The sequence below is a fragment of the Actinospineispora spinosispora DSM 44797 genome (assembly GCF_000429025.1).
Taxonomy (GTDB): Bacteria; Actinomycetota; Actinomycetes; order Mycobacteriales; family Pseudonocardiaceae; genus Pseudonocardia; species Pseudonocardia spinosispora.
Genome location: NZ_AUBB01000033.1, coordinates 59,441 through 84,182, shown reverse-complemented (window position 1 = coordinate 84,182; position 24,742 = coordinate 59,441). Strand labels below are relative to the sequence as shown.

Genomic DNA, 24,742 nt, shown 5'->3' with positions numbered 1-24,742 from the left:
GGCCAACATTTGTTGACCTACACTGTTTCGTATGGCATTCACCCAGCGTTCTGAGGCGACGCGGACCGCGATCCTGGAGGCGGCCCGGCGGCTGCTCGCCTCGAAGGGCTACGAGGCGACCACGATCCGCGCGGTGGCCACGGAAGCGGGCATCGATGCGTCCATGGTGATGCGCTACTACGGCAGCAAGGCCGGCCTGTTCAGCGCCGCGATCGATCTCGATCTCAGGCTGTCCGACGCGGCGACCGACTCCTCGCTCGACGAGCTCGGCGCGAAGCTCGCGCAGCACTTCATCGCGCGGTGGGAAGGGTGGCGGTCCGACACGCAGTCGGATGAGGTCATCCTGTTGCTGCTGCGCTCGGCGAGCACGAACCCGATCGCGGCCGAGCAGATGCGCACGATCTTCCAGGCGCAGGTGCTGCGGGTGATCGGTGACGCGTTGGGCAACGGTCCGGACACCACGCGCCGCGCGGCGATGGTCGCGACCCAGGTCCTCGGCGTCGCGTTGTGTCGTTACGTCCTCGAGCTGCCGCCGCTGGTCGCGTTGTCTGGGCCCGAGCTGGTCGCGATGCTCACCCCGGTCCTGCAGCACTACTTGACCGGCAACCTCGACGAGAGCCTCGCTACCTCCTCGTAGCCGCTGTCACCGCATCGTGTCAACGCTAGTAGGCCTACACTTGTTGGCGTGATGTCAGGTAGAGCTCGCCGCTCCGATGAGACGAGGGCGGCGATCCTCACCGCCGCCAGGGAACGATTCGCCGCCGACGGCTACGAACGCGCCACGATCCGGGCCATCGCCGCCGACGCGCACATCGACCCGGCCATGGTCATGCGCTACTACGTGAGCAAGGAGCGCCTGTTCGCCGAGGCCGCGCGGCTCGACCTGCGACTGCCCGACCTGAGCGAGCAGCCGCGTCACCGGGTCGGCGAGCTGCTGGTGCGCCACATGCTGGCGCGGTGGGAGGGCGACGAGACCATGGTGGCCATGCTGCGCGCGGGCGCCACCAACACCAGCGCGGCGGCCACGCTGCGCACCATCTTCCTCAACCAGCTGATTCCGGTGGTCGCCACGGTCTGCCCGGAGCCCGGCCAGGCCGCGGTGCGGTCCGGGCTCATCGCCTCACAGGTCCTTGGCCTGGCGGTGTGCCGCTACATCCTGCATCTGCCGCCGGTCGTCGACATGACGATCGACGAGGTGGCGCTCTGGATCGGTGCCACCCTGCAGCGCTACCTCGTCGAGAACCCGTGAGTGGCGAGTGGTCCTAGGGGACCACTCGCCACTCACGGGTTCTAGGTGCGGCTGCGGCCCGGGATCTTGTCGTCGCCGGGGCGGCGCGGCGCGCTGGGCTCGACGGCGCCCGGCTGACCGGGGGAGCTTGCCTGGTGTGGCGGCCGAGCGGCGGGCTGCTCGGGCCTCGGGGGCTGAGGCACCTGCCGGCCCGGCTGTACCGGATGGCCGGGCGGCGGAGGGTAGGGGCGAGCGCCGGGCGGCAGCGGCCGACCGGGTGGTTGCTGCCGGACCGGAGGCCGCCCGGACTGCGGCCGGCCCTGACCCGGGTGCGGACGACCGGGCTGAGGGTGACCCGGCTGCATCGGCCCGGGGCGACCGGTCTGAGCGCGAGGCGCCGCCGGCGGACGGCCCGGTGCGGTGCCGGTTGGCTGCGCCGACGGTGGGCGCGCGGCGGCGGCCGCGGCCGCCATGGCCGCCTGGGTTTCCGGATACGGATGGGCGCCGAGCTTGCGCAGCTTGTGCTTGCGCTTGAAGTACGCGCGGGCGGCGGTCGGCAGTAGCAGGGTGAGGAACCACAGCAGCGTCAGCGGATGTTTGCGCACGAAGTTGCTGATGTACTGCGCGTCGTCGCGGTCGACGGTCCAGTTCTTCTCGTCGTTGCCGGACACGTCCACGGTGTCGGCGAACCCGACCCGGCTCAGGTCGATCGAGCTGGGACCGCGTCCGGCGACCCGGTTGTCGGTGACCGAGGACCCGCTGCTGTTGCCGATGATCGACACCGCGTGCACCGTCATGCCGTCGATCTCGTTGCCGCTGATCTGCGCGTTCGCGTTGTTGACCTGCACCGCGGTCAGCGCGTCGCTGAGCGAGTTGCGGTCGACCAGCGCGCCCCGGGAGCCGTTGCGGATGGCGACCGCGTACCCGCCGGGTGAGCTGACGTGGTTGCCGCGCAGCACGACGCCCTGGGTGTCGCCGCGCACCACGATGCCGTCCCGGTTGGCGGCGACCGTGTTGTCGCTCAGCTGCGCGTTGTAGGCGTTGTTGACCAGGATCCCGTGCTCGGCGTTGCCGCGCGCGGTGCTGGCGTCGATGGTGAAGCCGCTGGCCGCGGTGGTGGCCGAGCCGCCCACGTTGGGGCCCTTGGCCAGCGGGGCGCCGTTGATGTAGATGCCGCTGCGCGCGTTGGACGCGGCGGTGACCTCACGCAGCGAGACGTTGTGTGCGCCCTGGGCGATGGCGATGCCGTTGGTGGAGTTGCCGGTGCTGGTGACCCGCCACAGCTCGGTGCCCTCGGAGTTGGTGTGCACGGCGATGCCGTCCATCACCGAGTTGCGCACCGTGGCGCCGTTGATCAGCAGGCCTTTCGTGCGGCTGGAGAACATGCCGTAGTGGTTGCCGGTGAAGGTGACGCCTCGTGCGCTGCCGGTGGCGGGCTCGGAGGTGCTGCCGGTCCAGGCGACGCCGCCGGTCCGGCCGCTCCAGAAGCCGAGGCCGGTGGTGCTGAGGTCGTGCAGGTCCATACGGCCGCCGACGTCGCGGATGTAGGCGCGCCCGTTGCTGGGATCGGTGTCGGGGGTGTTGGTCGCCGGGTCCCAGCTGGTGATGGTCAGCGGCGCGTTCGGGCCGCCACCGATGAGCATCGAACCCTTGAACGTGATGATCGAGGTGATGCCCCCGGCCGAGCTGGACAGTCGGAGGGTGCCGCCCGGGATGCTCAGGTTCAGCTGTGCGCCCGGTCCGACGAGCACGTTGTGCACCAGCAGGAACCCGCCGTCGGCTTGCTGCTGGACGGCGCCGGCGCCGGTCAGCGCCGCCAGGTCGTAGGGCGCGGGGCGCGCGGGCAGCGCGAGCGTGGCCGGTCCGCCACCGGGAGCGGGGACGTCGCGCGCGGGTGTGCCGGGGAGCATCGCCTCGACCGCGCCGAACAGTCGCTGCTCCTCGGTGGTGACCAGGTTCGCCTGGATCGGGTCGAACTGCGGCCCGTTCGGTTTCCCACTGTTCGGCGCGGGCTCGTGGTCCGGCTGTCCGGCGGCCGGTGGGGGAGCGGGGCTGTCCGAGTCGTCGGGCGGCAGTCCCACCGAGAGGGTCGCGACGCCCAGCGCGAGGCTGGCCAGGATTCCGAGGGCGGCGAATGCGCAGCCGACCCGGCCGTGTTCCGGTGCGCGCGTCATACCGGACCGGTCCGGTCAGCCGTGGCGTTCGGGCCCGCGAGTGGTGAGGTCATCTACCTGGATGCGCATTCCTGTGGGTCCGTTTGTGGGTCGTGGTCCCTCACATGTGGGCGACGCCTGTGGCGCACGAGGTTCCAGTTGACCGTAGTGATGACCACAGCCGTAGGCAAACCTCGGGCCGTCGTGCGTGTCGGGTCATGCCGCCGACGGTGTCTGTTCGCGGAAGCCGCGCAGAACCTCACGCAGGGAGTCGGTGAAGTCCTCGGCGGCATAAATGAACCCCAGGTGGTCGCCGGGGAACTCGATACACGGGCAGCCGAGGAGCCGCGCCTGAATCCGTGCGGTACGTGCGTAGTAGGCGTCCCTGCTGCCCCGGCCCACCGCGGTCACCGTCGGAATCTTGCTTTGCGCAAGGGTGGCCAGGTCAGGGACGTAGGTGGTGATCGGCAGGTACTCGTGCGCGAAGAAGAAGTCCGTGTTGGGTGGTAGGCCGGACTCGGTCGCCTGATAGGTGAAGCCGACGAACTCGGTGGCGAACAGGTTCATCGCGGCCGCGGCGCCCCGTGCCGTGTAGGCCCCGAACACGGCGTCGGCGAACGTGAGCCAGGTCCGTGCGTCCGGCAGCAGCGACACGGTGGGGCCTTCGTGCAGGACCAGCCCGGCGATCAGCTCCGGATGGCGGACCGCGAGCTCGAACGCGATGGACGCTCCGCCGCTGTTGCCGAAGACATAGGCTTCCCGCGCACCCGATGCGCGGATCACGGCCGCCGCGTCGTCGGCCTGCTGCGCCATGTCCAGGTCGACCGTCGGGTCGCCGGAGCTGCGGGAATTGCATCGGCGGTCGTAGCTGACGACGGTGTACTCATCGGCCAGCAACGAGGCGACGGCCGCGTGGCGGATGGCGTCACCACCCCCGCCCGCGATCATGAGCAGGGCCGGCCCGTCCCCCTGGCGGTCGTACACGATGTCAGCACCGTCGTTCCGTACCGCCGCAGTGGTGATCCGCACGCGCGCAACATACCAACACCCGTTTGCCCACACGTGCGGACCAGTCTTCCCCGCTGGCACGAATGTGGCTTTAGGGACGTTGAACGTCCCTAAAGCCACATTCGTGCCGTGTGGGTGGGTGGGTTAGTCGGCGGGGGGTGACCTGAAGAGGGTGCCTAGGCCGCTGCGGGGGGTTTTGTCGCCTGCCAGGCGCAGGCCCTGCCAGATGCTGACCTGGTTCGCCGTCAGGACCGGCTTGTCCAGCGTGCGCTCCAGGTCGTCCAGTGAACCCATCGTGTGCAGGGCGGTGTCCGGCAGCAGCAGGGCCTGGGCTTCGGGGTGGTCGCCCGCCCTGGCCACCTCCAGCAGTCGGTCGCGGCCGAGCGTGCCCACCTCCGCTGCGGTGATGATGTCCAGTGTGGACAGTCGCACGACGCTGACCCCGGCGGTCGCGAGGAACGCCACGAAGCGGCGCGCCACGTCCTCCGGGTAGGTCGCGGCGATCGCCACCCGGCGGATCTTCATCCGCACCAGCGCGTCGGCGAACGCGAACGACGTGCTCGACGTCGGCACACCGGCCGCCGCGCCGAGCGCCTTGACCTGCGCCTTCGCCCCGTCCCAGCCGAAGACGAAACTCCCGGACGTGCACGCCCAGATGACCGAGTCGCACACGGCACGGTTCTCCAGATCGCGCACGCCGGCCGCCAGGACGTCGTCGCCGCCGATGTCGAGCAGCGCGTCCACCCGGTGGGCGTCCTCCCGCATCTCGGTGTGCGTCAGCAGCAGCGTCGGCGCGTACGGGCCCGCGTTGTCCAGCAGCTTCTGCGCGAGCGGGTAGTCGTCCTCGGCGCTGTAGCCGGGGTAGAGAAAACCGACCGTGTGCATGCTTAGCCGACCTCCGGGGCTGGGGTGAGTGCGGGGACGTGCAGCAGGCTCTGACCGGCGCCGACCGCCGACCGGCCCATGGCGCGCAACGCGGACCACATGGTGACCTGGTTCGCGGTGATCACCGGCTTGCCGAGCGCCTGCTCCAGCGGACCGATGACGTCGTAGGTGGGCAGGTTGGTGCAGCTGATGAACAGCGCGTCCGCCTCCGGGGTGTCCACCGAGGAGACGATCTCGACGACCTTCGAGTACGGCACCCGCCAGATGTGGCTGAGCAGGCCCATTCCGCCGCTGGCCACCGTGCGGATGCCGTTCTCCAGTAGGAACCGGTCCAGCCGGACGGTGATCTCCTCGATGTACGGGGTGGCGATCGCCAGCTTGCGCGACCCCAGCGCGGTGAGCGCCTCGACGAGCGACCCGGCGGTCGTGCGTGCCGCCGGCGCCCCCGCGTCGAGGATCGTCCTGGTCAGGTCCCGTTCACCGAGCCTGCCGTTGATGAAGCTGCCGGACGCGCAGGCGTAGGTGACCACGTCCGGCTCGGGCGTGAGCACGTCCTTGGTCGCGCGGCGCACCACACCGTGGTCACCGACCGCCACCGCCATCTCGACGGTGACCTGCGTGGTGAGGAACGGCATCCGGGTCAGGTACAGCGAGATGTCGTCGGGCACCCACCGCCACAGCTCCCGGTCCAGCGCGAAGTCGAACGGTGCGACCACGCCGATGCCCCGCTGCCCCGATTCCTCGGTGTGCGGGGAAACCTCGATCGGCACGTGTTAGCCCTCGTGCCGCTCGTAGACCAGGCTCTCGCCGACGCTGCCGGATCGCCAGACGTCGTGGCACGCGGCGGCCATCTCGTCGAGGCCTTCGACGATCGTCGCGTACACGTTGCCGGGCACCCAACCGACGTCGGCGTTGAGCAGCAGGTTGTTGCGGCCGTAGAAGATCGCCAGATCGATGACCATCGGCAGGGCCTCGACGCCCTTGTCGCGCTTGAAGTCCTCGTCGAGCATGCCGCCGGGGAACTCGAACAGCACGACGTCACCGGGGATCGGGGTGACCGTCGGGTTCTCCTGGCCGATCGGGTCCGCGAACTGGCCGAGCATCGCGTACACCTCGTTGCGGGCGTACTTGGCGTGCTGGATGTCCCCGCCGAGCGGTAGTGCGTTCCACACCGCCTCGCAGGTCCGTGGCGCCTGTTTCTCCAGCAGCTCGGCGACGCAGGAGACTCCTCGTTTTGCCAGGGTGATTCGAAGCAGGCGCGCCACGCAGGGTCCTCTCAAACGATGAAATTGCAGATTGTTGACAATCTTACGAAGACTTCTTAGCGTGTCAACGGCCCCCTGCCTCACCGATCAAAGGTCTCCCTAAGTTGCCCTCACCGCCACCCCGCCACCCCGCCTCCACCGGCACGAATGTGGCTTTGGGGACGTTCAACGTCCCTAAAGCCACATTCGTGACAGCGCGGCGCGCGGCGGGGGACGGGGCGTGAACGTCGGGGAGGTGCTGGCGAGCGCCGTGCCTGGGGTGCCGGTCGAGGTCTCGGTGGGGGTGCGCGGGAGCTACGCCTACGACGCGTCGAACTACCGGGTCGCGCCGGTCGCCGTCGCCTTCCCACGCGGGCCGTCCGACGTCGTCGAGCTGGTGCGCGCCTGTGCCGCCGCGAGCATCCCGATCACCTGCCGCGGCGGCGGTACCAGCATGGCGGGCAACGCCGTCGGCCCCGGCGTCGTGCTCGACTTCTCCCGCGACATGGCCTCGGTCCTGGACCTGAACGTCGCCGCGCGCACGGCGCGGGTGCAGCCGGGCATCGTCCTGGACGACCTGCAGCGGGCCGTCGCCGCGCACGGTCTGATGTTCGGGCCGGACCCGTCGTCGCACAGCCGCGCCACGATCGGCGGCATGATCGGCAACGACGCCTGCGGCAACCACTCGGTGCGCTACGGCCGCACCGCCGCCCACGTCATCGAGCTGGAGCTCGTCCTCGCCGATGGAACCCAGGCCATCGCGGGACCCGGCGGGCTGCGCCCGATGCACCCGGCCGACGAGCGGCGGGTCGAACAGGTGGACGCGGCACTGCGCGAGGTCGTGCACAGCTACCTCGCGGACATCCGCACCGAGCTGGGGCGCATCCCACGCCAGGTGTCGGGGTACCAGCTGCACCACCTGCTGCCGGAGAACGGCGTCGACCTGGCGAAATGCCTCGTCGGGACGGAGGGGACCTGCGCCGTGGTGGTCGCTGCCACGATCGCGCTGCAGCCGGTCCCTCCCGCCGCGCTGCTCGTCGCGCTGGGCTATGACGACGTCGTCGACGCGGCGCGCGACGTGCCGGAGGTACTGGAGTTCTCCCCGGCCGCCGTCGAAGGCATGGACGACTCGATCGTCGACACCATGCGCGGCCGACGCGGCCCTGACTCGGTGCGCGGGCTGCCCGGCGGCAAGGCCTGGCTGTTCGTCGACCTCGACGGCGACGACCCCGAGTCGGTGGCCGCGCGCGCCGAAGAGCTGCTCGGCCGGGTGCGGGGCCTCGGTCGGCTCCGCGAGGGCCGGGTCGTCGCCGACCCCGCCGAGCGTGCCTCGCTGTGGCGGGTGCGCGAGGACGGCGCCGGTCTGGCGACCCGGCCATTGAGTGCGGTGCCCACAAACCTGCACCGGCCCTCGACGTCCCAGCTTCCCGCTGGACGCACCGGCGAACGACCCAAGTACGCCCGGTACGAGGGCCGTTCGCCGGCACGCCCAGCGGAAATCTGGAACGCCGATCATCCGGCGAACGCTCATGGCCACCGCACTACCGGCGCGCAGACCTGGGCAGGCTGGGAGGACGCCGCAGTCGACCCGCTGACCCTGCCGGACTACCTGTACGACTTCCGCGAGCTGCTCGCCGAACACGGGCGCAGGGGTGTGCTGTACGGGCACTTCGGCGCGGGCTGCGTGCACGTGCGCATCGACTTCGACCTGGCGACCGAGGCCGGCGTCGAGGACATGCGCGCGTTCGTCACCGACGCCGCGCGGCTCGTCGTCAAGCACGGCGGCACGCTGTCCGGCGAGCACGGCGACGGCCGCGCCCGAGGTGAGCTGCTGGAGATCATGTACAGCCCCCGGGTGATCGCCGCGTTCGCCGCGCTCAAGGCGGCGTTCGACCCGGACGACCTGCTCAACCCCGGCATCATCATCGAACCGCGCCCGCTGGATGCGGACCTCGCGCCGTTGCGCGGCGGCACGCCACTGCCGATGCCGACCGCGCTGCGCTACGCCCACGACCCCGGCGGCTTCGGCGAAGCGGCCGCGCGGTGCGTCGGCATCGGCCGGTGCCGCAGCGACGTCGGCGGCGTCATGTGCCCGAGCTTCCGCGCGACGCACCGCGAACAGGACTCGACCCGGGGCCGCGCCCGCGCGCTGCAGGAGATGCTGCGCGGCGATCTCGACACCGGGGGCTGGAAGTCCCCGGACGTCGCCGAGGCACTGGACCTGTGCCTGTCCTGCCGCGCCTGCTCCAGCGACTGCCCGGTCGGCGTCGACATGGCGAGCTACAAGGCGGAGTTCCTGCACCAGCACTACAAGGGCAGGCTGCGCCCACGGTCGCACTACAGCCTCGGCTGGCTGCCGCTGGCCGCCGCACTGGCCGGCTGGGTGCCGTGGCTGGCGAACGCCGTGCTGCGCAGGCCCCGGCTGCGTCGCCTGATGACCGCGGCGGGCGGGGTCACCCCGCACCGTGACCTGCCCCGGTTCGCCGGTCGCCGCCGCGCCCGGCGTGGCCTGCCCGCCGCCGGAGGCCCGGCGGATGCGGTGCTGTTCACCGACACGTTCACCCGCGCGTTCCGCCCCGAGCTGCTCGGCGCCGCGGCCAGGGTGCTGCGGCGGGCCGGCACCGAGACCGCGCCGATCCAGGGCGCCTGCTGTGGGCTGACCTGGATCAGCACCGGTCAGCTGTCGGTGGCGAAGAAGGTGCTGACCCGCACCGCCCGCATCCTGGACCGCACCGGCGACGGCCCGATCGTCGTCCTCGAACCGAGCTGCGCCGCCGCACTACGGACCGACCTTCCCGAGCTGGTGGCGGGGGAGCAGGCCCGTCGGGTCGCGGCCCGGGTCCGGACGTTCGCCGAGATGATCTCCGAACGCCTCGACCAGGGCTGGCGGCCCCCGGCGCTCCCGGCCGAGCTGGCGCTGCAGACGCACTGCCACGAGTACGCGGTGTTCGGCGCCGCCACCCAGCGCCGGGTGCTGCAACGTCTGGGCGTGACGACGGTCGACGAAGCCGTCGGCTGCTGCGGCCTGGCGGGCAACTTCGGCTTCGAGGAGCAGCACTACGACACCTCGATGGCCGTGGCGGAGCTGTCGCTGACCAAGGTCCTGGCAGGCGAACCGGCCCGCACAGCCGTCCTGGCGGACGGCTTCAGCTGCCAGACCCAGATCGCCCACCTGACCGACAACCCCGCACAACACCTGGCCCAACTCCTGGACAACCCAGGGAGCCAGGAGTGATCACCACCACCCCGCGAGTCGGGCGCCTGCTGAGAAGCCCGACTCGCCGACAAAGGACTACAGGGAGCCCACGCTATGACCGTTCTTGATGACCGTGTGGACGTTGCGGCCGACGTGACGCCCCTGCTGCTGATCGGGGGGCGGTGGGTCGATTCGGGGGACGGCGCGACCATGCCCGTCGAGAACCCGGCCACCGGTGAGGTGATCCGCGAGGTCGCCGACGCCACCGCCGCCGACGGGCGCGCGGCCCTCGATGCGGCGGTGGCCGCGCAGCGGTCCTGGGCGGCGACACCCGCGCGGGCGCGCAGCGACATCCTGCGCCGCGCCTACGAGCGGGTCATCGCCGACACCGACCGGCTCGCCGCGATCATGACCGCCGAGATGGGCAAGCCGCTCGCCGAGGCGAAGGGCGAGGTCGCCTACGCCGCGGAGTTCCTGCGCTGGTTCGCCGAGGAGGCCGTGCGCATCGGCGGCGGCGACTTCACCCGCACCCCGGACGGCGCGAACCGCGCGATGGTCGTCCGTCAGCCGGTCGGGCCCTGCCTGTTGATCACTCCGTGGAACTTCCCGCTGGCCATGGGTACCCGCAAGATCGGGCCCGCGCTCGCCGCCGGGTGCACCGTCGTCCTCAAGCCCGCGCCGCAGACGCCCCTGGCGAGCCTCGCGCTCGCCCAGATCTTCACCGAGGTCGGGCTGCCCGACGGTGTGCTGAACGTCGTCACCACGAGCCGAGCGCAGGAAGTCGTCGAACCGCTGCTGCGTGGCGGTGACGTGCGGAAACTGTCGTTCACCGGGTCCACCGCCGTCGGCCGGATCCTGCTGGAACAGGCCGCCCCGGCGGTGGTGCGGACCTCGATGGAACTCGGCGGCAACGCCCCGTTCATCGTGTTCGCCGACGCCGACCTGGACGTCGCGGTCGACTCTGCCGTCCAGGCGAAGATGCGCAACATGGGCGAGGCGTGCACCGCCGCCAACCGGTTCTTCGTGCACGAGTCGGTCGCCGAGCGGTTCGCCGGCCGTCTCGCGCAGCGCCTCGGCTCGATGGTCGTCGCCCCCGGGACCGCCGAGGGTGCGCAGGTCGGGCCGCTGATCGACGGCCCGAGCCGGGAGAAGGTGGCGAACCTGGTGTCCGACGCGGTGGTGCGCGGCGCCAAGGTGCTGGTCGGCGGCGACGCACCGGAGGGCCCCGGCTACTTCTACAACCCGACGGTGCTGACGAACGTCCACCCGGACAGCGCGCTGACCCGCACCGAGATCTTCGGCCCGGTCGCCGCGATCCAGACGTTCACCGACTCCGACGACGTCATCGCCGCCGCGAACGACACCGAGTGGGGCCTGGTCGGCTACGTGTTCACCCAGGACATCGACCGGGCCATGGCGGTCAGCGAAGCTCTCGAGGTCGGCATGGTCGGGCTCAACGCCGGCGTCGTGTCCAACCCGGCGACCCCGTTCGGCGGCATCAAGCAGTCCGGCCTCGGCCGCGAAGGCGGCCGGGTGGGCATCGACGAGTTCCTGGAACACAAACTGGTCGTCCTCCCGGTCCGCCCCCCTCGGGAGGGCTGAGGCCGCCTATCCGAAGGGGTAGCCGCCCTGGGTGTTCACGACGACCCAGGGCGGCGCCGATGTCAGCTCGCGCGCCGTTCGTGGTCGAGGCGTTCGAGGAGCCACGAGCGTGCCAGCGTTGACATGGGAAGGTGCCGCTCGTGAGCCAGGGCGTGCAGCTCGCGGAACTGTTCATCGGTCAGACGCAGGTTGAACATTCGACTGGGCCGATTCGGGCGGCTGATCGTCGTGCCCTCCGGGTATGGATCAGCGGTGTCAGCGGTGGCCTCCAACCCTCGGGCATCAGCACGTACGGCGCGCTCGGTTTGTTCATCAAGCTTCTTCGTCATCGGCCACCGCCTTCTTGTAGAGAGCAAGATCTCGTCCGCTCGCTGGCCAGGCGTTCATGCCGTGCAGCTCGCCTTCCAGGTCCCGGTAGGCGATCACGACAAGGACCCTGCCGGCCGAACCGGAGTAGCCGATGAACCCAGAGGCGCCGACCCGGGAAGCTGGATATGGAGACAGCTCCACCAGATGCTCATCGACCATCACCTCCTGGGCCCATTCCGGTGCGAGGTCCACGGCCCCGCGGTAGCGAGCTGATCTGCTGCGAATGTAGTCGGCGTCGTCGTCCGTCCACCACAATCTCACCGACCTATTGTAAGTCAGTGTCTTACAGTGGTGGTGGAGGGTGCAAGGCCGTGTTCATGGTGGCGGGTCACGAAGGGAGAGCCGCGACCACGTCTATTTCCACCAGGATTCCTGGCAGGGTTGAGGCGACCGTGGTTCGGGCTGGGTAGGGGGCGGTGAAGAAGCGGCGGTAGACCGCCTCGAAGTCGGCGAAATCGGCCAGGTCGCTCAGGTGCACGGTCACCTTCATGACGTCGGTCAGGTCGGCGCCGGCCGCGATGAGTGTGGCGCGGACGTTGCGCAGCACCAGGTCGGTCTGTTCCGCGATCGTGGTCCCGGTGATCGACCCGTCGCTCGGGTCGTGCGGGCCGAAACCGGCGGTGTAGAGCACGGATCCGTTGTGGACGGCCTGCGAGTACGCGGCCTTCGGCGCGGGAGCGTTGTCGGCGGTCACATGCTTCAGCGGGGACATCAGACTCTTTCCGGTAGGGGATGGCGAGCGGTACGGCGGCCGATCGTGAGGCCGCAGAACACGGTGACCAGGCACGCGGCCGCCGTGTAGATCGAGATGGGTAGCGTCGAGCCGAACTCGGCCAGCAGCGTCGTCGCGATGAACGGCGCGAACGCACCACCGAGCAAAGACCCGAGCTGGACGCCCAGCGACAGCCCGCTGTAGCGGACCCGGGTGCTGAACGCCTCGGTGAACAGCGCGGGCTGCGGCGCGTAGATGACGCTGTGCGCCACCCCGAGCCCGACGACGAGCGCCACCAGGAACAGCTCGGGGGAACGGGAGTTGACCAGCGGCCAGAACGCGAACGACCAGACCCCCAGCAGGACCGCGCCACCGACGAACACCCGGCGGTGCCCGATCCGGTCGGACAGCAGACCGAAGACCGGGATCAGCGCCAGCTCGACCGTCGAGGCCAGGAGGACGGCCAGCAGCGCGGTGCTCTGCGAGACACCCAGGAAGTGCGGGTTCGTCGCGTAGGCGACGACGAACGTGATGAACAGGTAGTAGTTGAGGTTCACCGCCAGGTACGAGCCCGCGGTGAGCAGCACCTGGCGCGGCTGATCACGCAGCACCTCGATGAGCGGTGACCGTCGCTTCGGCGCACCGGCGCTCGCCGCGGCCTGGCGGAACTCGTCGGTCTCGTCGATCCGCAGCTGGATGAACACCGCGAGCCCGATCAGCGGGAGGCTGGCCAGGAACGGCAGTCGCCAGCCCCACGTGCTGAACGACGTGCCGGACATCGAGAACGTCACGGCGAGGAAGGCAAGGTTCGCCAGCACCACACCGCCGGGCGCGCCCGCCGAGGCGAAGCTGCCGTAGAACCCTCTCCGACCTGGCGGGACGTTCTCGGTGGCGAGCAGCATCATGCCGCCCTGCTGCCCACCGACGGTCACGCCCTGCACGAACCGCAGCACCACCAGGATGATCGGTGCCCACAGCCCGATCTGGGCGAACGAGGGCAGCACCCCGATCGCGGTGGTGGACACCCCCATGATCAGCAGCGACGCGACCAGCGCCCGTTTGCGCCCGTAGCGGTCGCCGACGTGGCCGAACACCGCGCCGCCCAGGGGCCGGGCCAGGAAGGCGACACCGAACGTGGCGAACGCCAACGCACTGCTCACCAGCGCCGTGGACGTCGGGAAGAACAACGCCGGGAAGACCAGCGCGGACGCCGTCCCGTAGATGAAGAAGTCGTACCATTCGATACTGGCGCCCGCCCAGGAAATGGCGGCTATCTTGAGAGATCGGTGGTCGAACGGCATTGTACGGACCTCCGTCGGGTCAGGTGTTCTTCTTGTACGTCAAATAACCGGTGGCACCGTTGGGCAGCATCTCCCGCTCGAACGACTCCCGGCCGGACGCGTCGAATCGTTCGCACAGTTCCTGCACCTCGTTCTTCAGCAGCACGATCTGGGAGAATCCGACGAGTTCGCCGTCCACCCAGATCGGGGAGACCGTCACGAGAATGATGGTTTTCCCGTACGGCCTCGCCACATAGCGGACCGGTTCGACCCGGCCTTCCTCGAACAGCGCGATCATCGCGTCGAAACGCGGATTGGTGATCGGCTGCCGGTGCCGGTCACGGACGTCGTTGCCGATGTACTCGGGCTTGCGGTCGAGGTGCTCGTCCGCCCATTTGTTGTAGTACAGGACCCTGCCGGTGCGGTCGACGATCGTGACGCCGACACCGGCCTGTTCGAGCAGCCGATCCGCCCAGCCGCTCAGCTGCCAGCCGTCGAGGATTCGTGCGTCGGTCACTTCGGGAAGAATCGCCTGAGTCATGCGGCCCAGCGTGACCGGCGCCCAATCGGTTCACAATGCGGGATATCGGCAGATAGCCTTCGTCTCAGCCGAAGGCTTGAGCGATCGACCGAGTCGTTCTAGGTTCGAGCCCATGCCCTACGACCTGACCGATCTGCAGCTGTATCTGCACGTCATCGACACCGGCAGCATCACTCAGGGCGCCGAGCGAACGCACCTGTCGCTGGCCTCGGCGAGCGCGAGGGTCAAGGCGATGGAACATGCACTGGGCGCCGAACTGGTGACCAGACATCGCCGGGGAGTCGTCCCGACCCCGGCGGGCTGGCTGCTGGCGAACCATGCTCGGATCGTCGTCGAGCAGATGTCCCGAATGCGTACCGAGCTCGCGCACTATTCCGACGGAATTCGCGCATCACTCGTGTTGCTGGCGAACACGTCCGCGACCGAGACGCTGCTTCCCGGGGTTCTCGTGGACTTCATGAAGGCTCATCCGGACATCGACGTGGAGATCGTGGCGCGGCAGAGCCACGAGATCGTCGCGGCGGTCAACGAAGGGCGCGCCGAGCTGGGTGTGGTGGCCGATACCGCGGATCTGCGTGGCCTGGAATGCGCGTTCCTCCGCCCCGATCCACTGGTGGTCATCGCACCGCCGGATCACGAGCTGACCGCTCGCGACCGCACGTCGTTCAGTGAGGTGCTCAAATATCCGTTCGTGGGATTCGTCGAGGGAAATCCGCTGCAGGACCACCTGAGTGGCAGGGCTCAGCCGCTGGGCCTGCGTCCCCGTTATCGCGCCCGTCTGCCGAACACCGAGTCGATCTGCGCCGCGGTATCGGCAGGCGTCGGAATAGCGGTCGTACCCGCGCTGGCGATAACACGGTGGCGTTCGGAACACGACCTCAGAACGGTGGACCTGACCAACCTCTGGGCCCAGCGAACCCTGCTCCTCTGCTGCCGCTCCTGGCCGGACCTCTCGGCTCCCGCCGCCGCCCTCGCCCGCCACCTGACACCCCCCACCGAGTAGCTCGCACAGACCTTTCATGCGCCGCACAGAGGCTCCGGCCTCTGTGCGGCGTGCACACGATCTGTGCGGGCCTCGGGAGTGATCCAGGGCACAGGCGGTCACATCGGGTGGGCGGGGCGGGTCAGGGCAGTGACGCCTACTGAACGGAGAGAACCGTGGAAGCCCGGATGAAGAACCCCGCCGTCGTACTGCCCGAGGCCATGCAGCCCATCCTGACTCTGAACAAGGTCATCCAGAAGTCGAGCGTGGACCCGCTGACCCTGGAGCTGGTGCACCTGCGGGCCAGTCAGATCAACAGCTGCAGCTCCTGCGTGGACGCCGGCGCGCGCAGCGCCAAGAAGGCAGGCGAGACCGACGAACGTCTGCGCGCCGTCGCCGCGTGGCGCGAGTCGCCGTACTTCACCGACGCCGAGCGGGCCGCGCTGGCGCTCGCCGAGTCGGCCACCCGGCTGTCGGACCGCTCCGACCCGGTCCCGGACGAGGTCTGGGACGAGGCGGCCCGCCATTTCACCGAGGAGCAGCTCGCCGCGATCGTGCTGATGATCGCGGTCACGAACCTGTTCAACCGGCTCAACGCCACCACCAGGCAGATCGCCGGAGCCTGGGGCTGAGCATGGCACGCATCAAGGGAGTGACCCCGGAGCAGTCCGGGCTGGGGGTGAAGCTGGCGTTCTTCTTCACCCGCCGCCAGCTCACGAAGCTGACCGGGCGGACTCCGGAGCGCATGGTCGAACCGCTGGAGATGTTCGCGCATATCCCGCCGCTGCTGGCCGCGTACGGCAAGCTCGAGCAGGCCACGTCGAAGCTGCACGAGCTCGACCAACGCACCCGCATGCTGGCCGAACTGAAGGCCGCGACGCTGACCAGCTGCGAGTACTGCATCGACCTCGGCTCGCAGGTGGCCCGCAACTCCGGCCTGACCGACGACGAGCTGCTGGCGCTGCCGCACTACCGGACGAGCCCGCTGTTCAGCGCCGTCGACCGGCTGGTGCTGGAGTACGTGGCTGGGGTGAGCAGCACGCCGGTCGAGGTGTCGGACGAGCTGTTCGCGCGGTTGAGCGCCCACTTCACCGAGCCGCAGCTGGTCGAGCTCACCTATGTCGTGGCGTTGGAGAACCTGCGCGGCCGGTTCAACCTGGCGCTCGGCGTCGGGGCGGCCGGCTTCAGCGAGGGCATGGTGTGTGCGGTCCCCGAGCAGCGCAGATAGTTCATGACACCCTTTTGTAAAGTCAATGTGCGGGAAATCGGCACAGCCTGCGCTTCACGAAGGAGTGATGTCTTAAGCTACTGTTAAATAGCCTACTTTTTAGCGGGACAAGTCTTGACCGTCGTCAAAATCCGTAACTAGCGTGACTGATGTTCAAAAGAGCTTGACAACGATCCCTGGGTGATCGCGCGGCCCGGGTGGCAGTCATCCGACTTTTCGTGACATCGGGAGCGATTCGATGAAGTCACCCGTCCTGCTGCGTCCTCGCCTGACCACGCAGTTACTTCAGCTGACGTACTGGACGCTCGGCGCGAGCGGTGGTGCGGTGGTGGTCCTGTTCGGCTCCGCCTTCCTCGGGACCACAGCCGCCGCGGCCACTCCCATCACGGTGACCAGCGTCAATCGCCCCAAGGTCGTGGCCGCGGTCACGACCGGCCAGCCGAGGCAGCCGGTGGCCGCCGCGCCCCCCGGGCCGGCCACCGGTGTGCCTGCTGCCCTGCCACCCGCGCTGACCGGTGGCGGTGGCGGTGGCGACGTGTGGGACCGCATCGCCAAGTGCGAGAGCAGCGGGAAGTGGAACACCGACACCGGCAACGGCTACCACGGCGGACTGCAGTTCTCGCCGTCCACCTGGAAGGCCTTCGGCGGTCTGAAGTACGCCCCCAAGGCCAGCAAGGCGACCAAGGCCCAGCAGATCGAGATCGCCGAGCGCGTCCAGGCGAAGCAGGGCTGGCAAGCGTGGCCGACGTGCTCGCGCAAGGCCGGCATGCACGGTCACGACAAGTACCGCCCCAGCAAGAAGGACGACAAGCACGACGCCAAGAAGCACGACGGCGCGAAGAAGGACCACGACAAGCACGATTCGAAGCCGAAGCAGGGTTCCTCGAAGTCCGGCACGATCACCGTGCGTTCCGGCGACACGCTGGCCGGTCTGGCGAAGAAGCACGGCGTCAAGAACTGGCGCGATCTGTACGAGGCCAACCGTAGCGCGATCGATAATCCCGGCCGAATCTTCGTGGGCCAGAAGTTGACGCTCCCGAAGTCCTGAACGGACTACCGGAGTCTAGTGCGAAAGAACCTGGAGCGAGCGCTGAATGGTGCTCGCCTCAGGTTCGATCGCGATTCGCTATCGAGGAGTAGCCAGCTATATGAAGATCAGTAGACGGTTCGCCACGATGTCAGTGGCGACCGCGTTCGTCGCCTCGTGTTTCGTTCTGTCCTCGACCGCCGTCGCCAGTGCGGCGACGCCGGCGGCGGACAGCAACCTGTGCACGGTGGCACCGATCGGCGACGAGCCGGTCAGGGGCCTGGACCTGAAATGCGCGTCGCCCGCCGGCCGCCATCGCATGCACATGCACTGCATGGGCGACACGGTGGCGAGCTCGCACTGGATCAACGGTGAGTGGGCGAACGGAGCCCAGGAGACGCGAACCATGTGTGCCAAGGGCAGCTCGCCCGCACAGCACGAGATCGAGTTCGGCCAGTAAGTCCTGGTAGGGGCGCTGGCCGAGGACGTGTCCGAGGCCAGCGCCGTCAGGCTGTCCTGGCCCAGAGGCCAACGACCCGCTCGGTACGGGAACCGACGAGCTCGAGGAGCCGATCGGCACGGAAGCCAGGGAGACCGAGCAGCCTCGGCACCACCTCGGACGCGAGTGGCGCACTGAAGTCGACGACATGCCAGTGGTCGTCGCCGGTGCCGAGCAGGAACGACGCGTGCTCCTGCCAGTGGCCGTCGCGGCTGGTCCACGCCGCGACCTCGACGAGGTTCGCCAGAACCCGAGGCAGATCGGCGGGGACGAGCCGCTGAACGAGCCGCTCCGGCGCGGAAACAACGTGTGCCAGAGCCGACTCGTCCTCGGTATGCTGTGTCGTGTCCGGAGTTGTGCTCACGTGATTATCCTGTTCGTCGAATAGACGACTCCTCATAATATAGACCATGAATAGGTTGACGGCCGCGGTTCTCTCATGAGGTGAGAGAAATCTGTTGTTTCGCGCTTTATTCGCGTATCATGCGCGAGTCAGATCTGCCGCAGTGCGCCGCCATCCACGGCCCATTCCGACCCGGTCACCTGAACGGCGAGTGGTGACAGCAGATAGACGATGACCCGCGCGACGTCCTCCGGTGTGCCGAGCCTGCCGGTCGGCAGCCGCCGCTCCTGGCGCACGAACCGGTCGATGGCCTCCTCCACCGGCAGCGAGTACTGCGCGGCCAGCTGGTCGGCGAAACCACCGGGCGCGTCCCACAACCGGGTCCGGGTGGGGCCCGGCGCGACCACGTTCGACCGGACGCCGCACGGCCCGAACTCGACCGCGAGGGTCTTCGAGATCGACAGCGTCGCGGTCTTCGCCGCCGCGTAGTCCACCAGCGGGGTGTCCGGGAACCGCCCCGCCTCGCTGGACACGTGCACGATGCTGCCCGCGCCCTGGTCGATCAACGCCGGCAGCGCGGCCCGGGCCATGCGGACCCCGGCGTGGAAGTTCAGGTCAAACGTCGTACGCCACTGCTCGTCGGTCACATCGAGGAAGCCCACCCGCGAGTCCAGCGCCCCCGCGTTGTTGACCAGGCCGTCCAGCCTGCCGTGCCGGTCCAGGGCCGTGTCGACGGCGCGCCGCGCGGTGTCCGGGTCGGTGAGATCCCCGGTGACCGTGTGCATCCCGTCGAGCGGGGCGCCCGGCTTCCGGGACACCCCGATGACCCGTGCCCCCTCGGCCACCAACAGCTGCGCGGTCGCCTGGCCGATGCCCGCCGACGCCCCGGTCACGATGTACACGGTGTTGCCCAGTTCGAGATCCATGACTGTTCTCCCAGGTCAGAGTCCGGACAGGTCGACGGCGTCGGCCATCGCCCGATAGCCGGCGGGGTTGGGGTGCTTGTGATCGCCACTGTCGAACCGGGGGTCGAGCCGTTCCGGGTCGCCCGGATCGGCGACGGCGCGGTGGAAGTCGGCGACCGAGTCGGCCGCGTCCGAGGTGCGCACCCAGTCGTTGAACCGGCGGATCTTCTCCGCCGACCGCTCCGTGTAGTACTCGGCGCCCTTCATTGGCAGCAGCGTCGCCGCCACCACCCTGATGCCGCGTGTGCGTGCCCGTCCGGCCAGCGACTCGACGGCGCCGATCAGCTCCTCGACCGTCCGGCACGGGTTCGGCTTGTAGGTGGGCAGGTCGATCTCGCTGAACCCGAAGTCGTTCAGCCCGCCGAACAGGATCACCGATCCGACGCCGGGCAGGGACAGCACGTCACGGTCGAACCGGGAGAGGGCACGCTCACCGAACCACGCCGAGTCGGACAGCAGCATGTTCCCGCCGATGCCCGCGTTGAGTACCGGGCGCGGGGTACCGGCCGCCGCGAGACGATCGGCGAGCAGGTCCGGGTAGCGGTTGTCGGCGTCGTTGACCGAGCCGTAGCCGTCGGTGATCGAGTCGCCGAACGCGACGACCGACGCCGCGTGGTCGCCGAGCACCTCGACGCCGGTGAGGTAGTACCAGGAATGGGTCGTGTCGACGAAATGCGTCCCGGCGACGTCGTCGAGCCGGTCACCGACGGCCCGGTAGCTGGTGGCGTAGGCCTGCAGATGCGTGGTGGCGGGGCCGGTCGTCTCCGGGAGATGCATCGTCACGATCACGGAGTCGAACCGGGCCACCGGCAGCGGCACCGGGTCGCTCAACACCTCGGCACCCGGCGGCACGGTGACCGACCGTGCCGAGCTGAACGTGGCCCGGTGTGACGAGCCGGCCCGCACTCCGGCGCCGTCGGCTCGCAGACCGACGGAGGCGCCGCGCACCACCAGCGGGGCGGCGCCGTAGCGGTTGGACAGTCGCAGCCGCAGCGCGTCACCGTCGGCCGTGACCCGGACGACCTGGCGCAGGCTGTGGTCGGAGAAGCCCTCCTCCGACCAGTTGGGTTCGAAACCGACGCTGGGACGCTGCATCGGAACGGCCCATCCGCCTGCCCACACCTTCTGGGCGGTCGGGGCGAGCAGCGAATCGGGGGAAGCGGTCATGGTCGGGTACTCCTCGAGTAATCGTGTGCCGGACCCGTTCACGATTTCTCGGCGCGCGATATCTACCCAGCCCTCGGCTGTGCGTAGTACGGCCGTGAGTACCACCGCCAGGGGTAGGCTGAGCGGTGTGGCACAGCCAGGTGAACTGGGCGATTTCCTGAAATCCAGGCGCGCCCGACTGCAACCGGAAGACGTCGGAACCCGTTCCTTCGGTGCGCGTCGACGGGTTCCCGGGCTACGCCGCGAAGAATTGGCCCAGCTCGCCGGAGTGAGCGTCGCCTACTACGTCCGGCTGGAGCAGGGCAATGCGGACAATGTGTCCGACGGGATACTCGACTCCATCTCCCGGGTGCTGAAGCTGGACCACGATGAGCACGCTCACCTGCACAGACTCGCTCACCCACCACGCCGCGAACCGGTCCAACCGCCGGCCAGACTTCGTGCTCCGCTGCAACATCTGCTGGATTCCGTCACATTCGCACCGGCGTATATCGTCGGTCACTACACCAATGTGGTGGCCTGGAACAGGCTGACCTCCGCGATCTTCGTCGACCTCGCCGAGGTCGAACCGGAAGAACGCACCTGGACCCATCAGATTCATCTCAACGCCGACTATCGCGAGCGGCTGGGTGACAATTGGGAAACCGTCGCCCGGCGTAACGTCGCCTATCTGCGATTTCGGTCCGGGGAAGACCCCGGCGATCCGAGGCTGACGTCACTGATCAGCACGATGCGTGAGCGCAGCGACGAATTCCGCGAACTGTGGTCGGAGCACCTGGTGAACGATGTGACCAGCGGCGAGGCACGCATCCACCATCCCGAGGTGGGGCAGCTGGTGCTGCCGTTCGAGGCGCTGCACCTACCCCGCGATGCCGAGCTGAGCCGTCTGATGATGTACGCGGCCGAGCCGGGCTCCCCGTCCGAGCGGGCACTGCGGACCCTGGCCGAGACGTCGACCCACCGTTCCAGCGCCGACCTGCACACTCCGTGAGTGCCGCGGCGGCCCCAGGCTCGACGACACGGGCGACAATTCCAGGCCCCAGAACCGCGCTTTCGTGTTGGCAACGGAGTTGTAGCCGAATGTAAAGTTTTGTGCAATGGCAATCATCTCGGTGGTCTCGTCCTTGGATTCGCTGCACGCGACCAAGGGCTATGTTGCCGACCTCGGACGCGCTATCCGTGCGGGACGCCTACTGCCCGGCACCGAGCTGGACCTGCGCGAGGCCGCGGAGAAGCTGGGGACCCGCCGGTCATTGCTACGCGGGGTACTGCGAGACCTCGAGGCACAGGGTCTGCTGCACGTCGAGGACGCCACACATGCCACGGTCGCTCCGCTCGATGTCAGCAGGCTGGAGCACGCCTTCCGGTTGCGACGGCTGATCGAGGTCGACATGGTGGTCGCGGCCTGCAAGGTCGTCACCGATGGCCCGGTCGCCGAGCTGGCCGAGCACGTCGACAGCGTCCCCGCCATGGACTGGCGTCATGACGGAATCTACGAAGAGCACAGTGCCAAGTTCTTCGGGGTTCTCACGTCCGTGCTGACGTCCGTCGAGCTGGCGGTGCTCAAAGAGGTGACCACGGTCTGCGACCGTGCGGCCCGCATCGGGTTCGCCGAGCTGCACCGTGCGCGGACCGCCGACCTGAACCTGTTCACCGAGGTAAGCAGGGAAGAGGTAGAGGCCTTCCGCATGCGTAGCGCCGCGGGAGCCCGGGAGACCTGTCACCAGTTCCTCGACATCCTCCAGGAGCTGTCCGGCACGGCCTTCCGCGCCGCCTGACCACCCCGCGTATCTCACAAGTCACACCGATATCGCCTCGCAGAGCCTCGCGTTGCGTCGCAGACGCTGGAGCTTCTGCGACGCAACGCGAGGCGCTGCGAAGTCGCGCCGGAGGTTGACGCAACTGATTGGTTGCCATAAAGTCGCAACTCAGTGGTTGCGTAATTTTGGAGGAGATCGATGTCATCCGCCGCGCTGTCCGAGGAAGTCGACGTGTCCGAGGCGACCGAGCTGGTCCGGCTCTACCAGGAGACGAAGAACCGCATCGCCGGCCTGGTGTCGGAGCTCGACGAGTCGGGACTGGGCACGGTGGTTCCGGCGTGCCCCGCCTGGTCGATCCGCGAGGTGGTGGCCCATCTGGCGGCCGTTGCCGAGGACTGGACGGCCGGACGGCTGACCGGTCCGCCCGACGACGACGAGACCGCGGCGCAGGTCGCGCGGTTCGCCGGGCGCGGCATGGCCGAGGTCATGGCCGCCTGGACCGAGGCGGCCGCGCGGCTCGATCATCAGGCCGCGACCGCCGGGCTGAACCCTCCGATCGGCGACATCGTCAGCCATGAACAGGACATCCGAGGCGCGCTCGGGCGGCCCGGGGCGCGGGACTGCGTCGCGTTGTCGTACTCCGCCGACCAGGTGCTCACCATGCTGCGGACGCCTGTGCCGCTGCGGATCACGGTGGACGGCGTCCAGTACCGCAGCGGCCCCGCCGAGGGCGCCGTGATCGGGCTGACCACCACGCGGTTCGAAGCCCTTCGCTGGCGCACCGGCCGTCGCAGCCGCGCTCAGCTCGCCGCCATGGACTGGTCGGGCGACCCCGCTCCGCTCCTCGACCACCTGTACCTGTTCGGCCCCGCCACCACAGACGTCACCGAATAGCCGCCCAGCCGCCGCCGCACGACCGCCGCCGCACGATCGCCGATGACACGAATGTGGCTTTAGGGACGTTGAACGTCCCTATTGCCACATTCGTGCCAGGCGGGGCGGCGGTTAGGCGGTTGCTCGGGGGACGCCTTGGCCTGGGTTGATCTGGTGGGGGCCGTCCTTCGTGGGGCGGATCGGGAAGTCGAAGATCTCCGTCGGCAGGTAGACCGTCGAGCAGGAGTTCGGGATGTCGACCACGCCGGACAGCCGGCCCTCGATGGGGGCGGCGCCCAGGATCATGTACGCCTGGATGTCGCTGTAGCCGAACTTCGTCAGGTAGTCGATCGCGTGCAGGCAGGCGCGCTGGTAGGACAGGTGCGAGTCGAGGTAGCGCTGCTCGCCGTCCAGCGTGACCGACGTCCCGGAGAACGCGAGCCACTCGCTGTACTGGGGATCGGTGCGCCCCGGCATGAAGATCGCGTTCTCGGACACCCCGTAGGTCTGCATGCCGCCCTTGATCAGGTCGACGTGCAGGTCGATGAACCCGCCCATCTCGATCGCGCCGCAGAACGTGATCTCCCCGTCGCCCTGGGAGAAGTGCAGGTCACCGACCGAGAGCTTCGCGCCGTCGACGAACACCGGGTAGAAGATGCGCGATCCCTTGGTGAGGTTCTTGATGTCCTGGTTGCCGCCGTTCTCCCTGGGCGGCGCGGTCCGCGCGGCCTCGGCGGCGACCCGGTCGAACTCGGCGCCGTCGAGACTGCCCAGGACCGCCGAGTCGGGTAGCGGCGGCAGTGCGAGCGGCGGCACCCGGTTCGGGTCGGTGTCGATCAGCCGCTGCTCGCGGGCGTTCCAGGTCGACAGCAGCGACGCGGACGGCGCGGTACCCATCAGGCCCGGGTGCACGATGCCGGTGAACGACACGTTCGGCACGTGCCGCGAGGTGGCCACCCCGCCCCGGAAGTCCCAGATCACCTTGTACGCGTCGGGGAACTGCTCGGTCAGGAACCCGCCGCCGTTGTTCGTGGCGAACACCCCGGTATAGCCCCAGCCCTGGCCGGCGAGCGGCCCGGAGTCCTCCTGCGGGATCGGACCGACGTCCAGGATGTCGACGATCAGCAGGTCACCGGGCTGTGCGCCGCGCACCGAGATCGGCCCGGACAGCACGTGCACGCTCGCCAGCGGAGCGTTCAGGATGTCGTCGGCCGAGTCGTCGTTGCGGATGGCGCCGTCGAACCATTCGCGGCAGTGCACCCGGAACACATCACCCGGGTCGACCTGCACCGCCGCCGGGATGTCGGGGTGCCAACGGTTGTGCCCGACGATGCTCTGCTCGGTGAAGCTCTTCGTCGAGTCCAGTGGGAAGACAACCTCGGGCATGGGATCTCCTCAGGGCCGTGGCAGCAGGCGGGTGCGGGGGTCGAGGCGTGGGGCGGGGCGGCTCGGTTTCGGCGGGGGAGCGGACACGACGGCGGGATCGGTCCGCGACGACTCGGCCCGATCGATCACGGCCATCCGGCCCCGGTCGGCGAGTCCGAGCATGGGCGCGCTGAACAGCCGGGTGGACGTCTCACCGCAGTGTGGGCAGCTGATCGTGGGCGGTGCGGTGCCGATCGGGAACACGGCGTCGACCGGGCCGTCCGGGGTGCATCGATACGTGTAGGTCGCCATGGA

The 24,742-nt window shown here is 69.1% G+C and carries 27 protein-coding genes; 12 read left to right on the top strand and 15 right to left on the bottom strand.

The features are described 5' to 3' along the window. Window positions 1–31 precede the first annotated feature (31 nt). Both G406_RS0116600 and G406_RS0116595 read left to right on the top strand, forming a co-directional pair. Complete coding sequence (locus G406_RS0116600) at window positions 32–637, top strand: TetR/AcrR family transcriptional regulator (protein WP_028934691.1); 606 nt, start codon at window positions 32–34, stop codon at window positions 635–637. A gap of 51 nt (window positions 638–688) precedes the next feature. After that, on the top strand, window positions 689–1,249 hold the full coding sequence (locus G406_RS0116595) for a TetR/AcrR family transcriptional regulator (protein WP_037076985.1): 561 nt from the start codon (window positions 689–691) through the stop codon (window positions 1,247–1,249). Window positions 1,250–1,290: 41 nt separating this feature from the next. Here G406_RS0116595 and G406_RS0116590 read toward each other — a convergent pair whose 3' ends face one another. From G406_RS0116590 to G406_RS0116570, 5 genes are all read right to left on the bottom strand, one after another. Further along, complete coding sequence (locus G406_RS0116590; protein ID WP_028934689.1) at window positions 1,291–3,402, bottom strand: right-handed parallel beta-helix repeat-containing protein; 2,112 nt, start codon at window positions 3,400–3,402, stop codon at window positions 1,291–1,293. A 195-nt stretch (window positions 3,403–3,597) separates the two neighbouring features. After that, window positions 3,598–4,410, bottom strand: a complete 813-nt coding sequence (locus tag G406_RS47435) for an alpha/beta fold hydrolase (RefSeq protein WP_051342209.1) — start codon at window positions 4,408–4,410, stop codon at window positions 3,598–3,600. A 123-nt stretch (window positions 4,411–4,533) separates the two neighbouring features. Further along, window positions 4,534–5,274, bottom strand: a complete 741-nt coding sequence (locus tag G406_RS0116580; RefSeq protein WP_028934688.1) for a maleate cis-trans isomerase family protein — start codon at window positions 5,272–5,274, stop codon at window positions 4,534–4,536. Window positions 5,275–5,276: 2 nt separating this feature from the next. Continuing rightward, entirely contained in the window at window positions 5,277–6,044 is a 768-nt protein-coding gene (locus G406_RS0116575) for a maleate cis-trans isomerase family protein (protein ID WP_051342208.1), read from the bottom strand. A 3-nt stretch (window positions 6,045–6,047) separates the two neighbouring features. Then, window positions 6,048–6,539, bottom strand: coding sequence for a DUF3830 family protein (locus G406_RS0116570; RefSeq protein WP_028934686.1), 492 nt, complete (start codon window positions 6,537–6,539; stop codon window positions 6,048–6,050). A gap of 220 nt (window positions 6,540–6,759) precedes the next feature. On the opposite strand from G406_RS0116570, the gene G406_RS0116565 reads away from it, so the two are divergent. Together G406_RS0116565 and G406_RS0116560 are read left to right on the top strand one after the other, a co-directional pair. Beyond that, entirely contained in the window at window positions 6,760–9,753 is a 2,994-nt protein-coding gene (locus tag G406_RS0116565; protein WP_028934685.1) for an FAD-binding and (Fe-S)-binding domain-containing protein, read from the top strand. A 75-nt stretch (window positions 9,754–9,828) separates the two neighbouring features. After that, complete coding sequence (locus G406_RS0116560) at window positions 9,829–11,316, top strand: NAD-dependent succinate-semialdehyde dehydrogenase (protein WP_051342207.1); 1,488 nt, start codon at window positions 9,829–9,831, stop codon at window positions 11,314–11,316. A gap of 62 nt (window positions 11,317–11,378) precedes the next feature. Here G406_RS0116560 and G406_RS56935 read toward each other — a convergent pair whose 3' ends face one another. From G406_RS56935 to G406_RS47430, 5 genes are all read right to left on the bottom strand, one after another. Beyond that, complete coding sequence (locus tag G406_RS56935; RefSeq protein WP_156934941.1) at window positions 11,379–11,645, bottom strand: CopG family transcriptional regulator; 267 nt, start codon at window positions 11,643–11,645, stop codon at window positions 11,379–11,381. Further along, window positions 11,629–11,877, bottom strand: a complete 249-nt coding sequence (locus G406_RS0116550) for a transposase (protein ID WP_156934940.1) — start codon at window positions 11,875–11,877, stop codon at window positions 11,629–11,631. Before G406_RS0116550 ends, G406_RS56935 begins: the two co-directional genes overlap by 17 nt. Before the next feature lie 136 nt (window positions 11,878–12,013). After that, window positions 12,014–12,397 carry a RidA family protein gene (locus G406_RS0116545; RefSeq protein WP_028934682.1) on the bottom strand — a complete coding sequence of 128 codons (384 nt, stop codon included), beginning with the start codon at window positions 12,395–12,397 and terminating at the stop codon, window positions 12,014–12,016. Further along, entirely contained in the window at window positions 12,397–13,698 is a 1,302-nt protein-coding gene (locus G406_RS0116540) for an MFS transporter (RefSeq protein ID WP_028934681.1), read from the bottom strand. The genes G406_RS0116545 and G406_RS0116540 overlap by 1 nt, the downstream gene beginning before the upstream one ends. A 19-nt stretch (window positions 13,699–13,717) precedes the next feature. Next, window positions 13,718–14,218 carry a PAS domain-containing protein gene (locus G406_RS47430; protein ID WP_051342206.1) on the bottom strand — a complete coding sequence of 167 codons (501 nt, stop codon included), beginning with the start codon at window positions 14,216–14,218 and terminating at the stop codon, window positions 13,718–13,720. A gap of 112 nt (window positions 14,219–14,330) precedes the next feature. Between G406_RS47430 and G406_RS0116530 the strand changes: the two genes are divergently transcribed. The 5 genes from G406_RS0116530 (at window position 14,331) to G406_RS0116510 (ending at window position 17,915) form a co-directional block, all read left to right on the top strand. After that, window positions 14,331–15,221 carry a LysR family transcriptional regulator gene (locus G406_RS0116530; protein WP_028934680.1) on the top strand — a complete coding sequence of 297 codons (891 nt, stop codon included), beginning with the start codon at window positions 14,331–14,333 and terminating at the stop codon, window positions 15,219–15,221. Between the two features lie 155 nt (window positions 15,222–15,376). Continuing rightward, entirely contained in the window at window positions 15,377–15,832 is a 456-nt protein-coding gene (locus G406_RS0116525) for a carboxymuconolactone decarboxylase family protein (RefSeq protein ID WP_028934679.1), read from the top strand. A 2-nt stretch (window positions 15,833–15,834) separates the two neighbouring features. Beyond that, window positions 15,835–16,428: a carboxymuconolactone decarboxylase family protein gene (locus G406_RS0116520; RefSeq protein WP_028934678.1), complete on the top strand. Its 594-nt coding sequence runs from the start codon at window positions 15,835–15,837 to the stop codon at window positions 16,426–16,428. 238 nt (window positions 16,429–16,666) lie between these two features. Then, the gene (locus G406_RS59380; RefSeq protein ID WP_051342205.1) at window positions 16,667–17,476 is read left to right on the top strand and encodes a LysM peptidoglycan-binding domain-containing protein; all 810 of its coding nucleotides are present in this window, start codon (window positions 16,667–16,669) and stop codon (window positions 17,474–17,476) included. Between the two features lie 100 nt (window positions 17,477–17,576). Continuing rightward, window positions 17,577–17,915, top strand: coding sequence for a hypothetical protein (locus G406_RS0116510; RefSeq protein ID WP_028934677.1), 339 nt, complete (start codon window positions 17,577–17,579; stop codon window positions 17,913–17,915). Window positions 17,916–17,961: 46 nt separating this feature from the next. Here the strand turns inward: G406_RS0116510 and G406_RS0116505 are convergent, their stop codons facing one another. The 3 genes from G406_RS0116505 to G406_RS0116495 form a co-directional block, all read right to left on the bottom strand. Beyond that, window positions 17,962–18,318 carry a hypothetical protein gene (locus G406_RS0116505; protein ID WP_028934676.1) on the bottom strand — a complete coding sequence of 119 codons (357 nt, stop codon included), beginning with the start codon at window positions 18,316–18,318 and terminating at the stop codon, window positions 17,962–17,964. Between the two features lie 128 nt (window positions 18,319–18,446). Next, window positions 18,447–19,223, bottom strand: a complete 777-nt coding sequence (locus G406_RS0116500; protein WP_028934675.1) for an SDR family NAD(P)-dependent oxidoreductase — start codon at window positions 19,221–19,223, stop codon at window positions 18,447–18,449. A gap of 15 nt (window positions 19,224–19,238) precedes the next feature. After that, window positions 19,239–20,429 carry an SGNH/GDSL hydrolase family protein gene (locus G406_RS0116495; RefSeq protein WP_051342204.1) on the bottom strand — a complete coding sequence of 397 codons (1,191 nt, stop codon included), beginning with the start codon at window positions 20,427–20,429 and terminating at the stop codon, window positions 19,239–19,241. A gap of 127 nt (window positions 20,430–20,556) precedes the next feature. Between G406_RS0116495 and G406_RS0116490 the strand changes: the two genes are divergently transcribed. From G406_RS0116490 to G406_RS0116480, 3 genes are all read left to right on the top strand, one after another. After that, complete coding sequence (locus tag G406_RS0116490; RefSeq protein WP_211241173.1) at window positions 20,557–21,420, top strand: helix-turn-helix domain-containing protein; 864 nt, start codon at window positions 20,557–20,559, stop codon at window positions 21,418–21,420. A gap of 106 nt (window positions 21,421–21,526) precedes the next feature. Next, on the top strand, window positions 21,527–22,207 hold the full coding sequence (locus G406_RS0116485; RefSeq protein ID WP_028934672.1) for a GntR family transcriptional regulator: 681 nt from the start codon (window positions 21,527–21,529) through the stop codon (window positions 22,205–22,207). Between the two features lie 180 nt (window positions 22,208–22,387). Then, a complete protein-coding gene (locus G406_RS0116480; RefSeq protein ID WP_051342203.1) occupies window positions 22,388–23,083 on the top strand; it encodes a maleylpyruvate isomerase N-terminal domain-containing protein in 696 nt (231 codons plus the stop codon). Between the two features lie 111 nt (window positions 23,084–23,194). Here G406_RS0116480 and fmdA read toward each other — a convergent pair whose 3' ends face one another. Together fmdA and G406_RS0116470 are read right to left on the bottom strand one after the other, a co-directional pair. Then, window positions 23,195–24,448, bottom strand: a complete 1,254-nt coding sequence (fmdA, locus tag G406_RS0116475) for a formamidase (RefSeq protein ID WP_028934670.1) — start codon at window positions 24,446–24,448, stop codon at window positions 23,195–23,197. A gap of 9 nt (window positions 24,449–24,457) precedes the next feature. After that, on the bottom strand, window positions 24,458–24,739 hold the full coding sequence (locus G406_RS0116470) for an FmdB family zinc ribbon protein (protein ID WP_028934669.1): 282 nt from the start codon (window positions 24,737–24,739) through the stop codon (window positions 24,458–24,460). Between the last annotated feature and the right edge of the window lie 3 nt (window positions 24,740–24,742).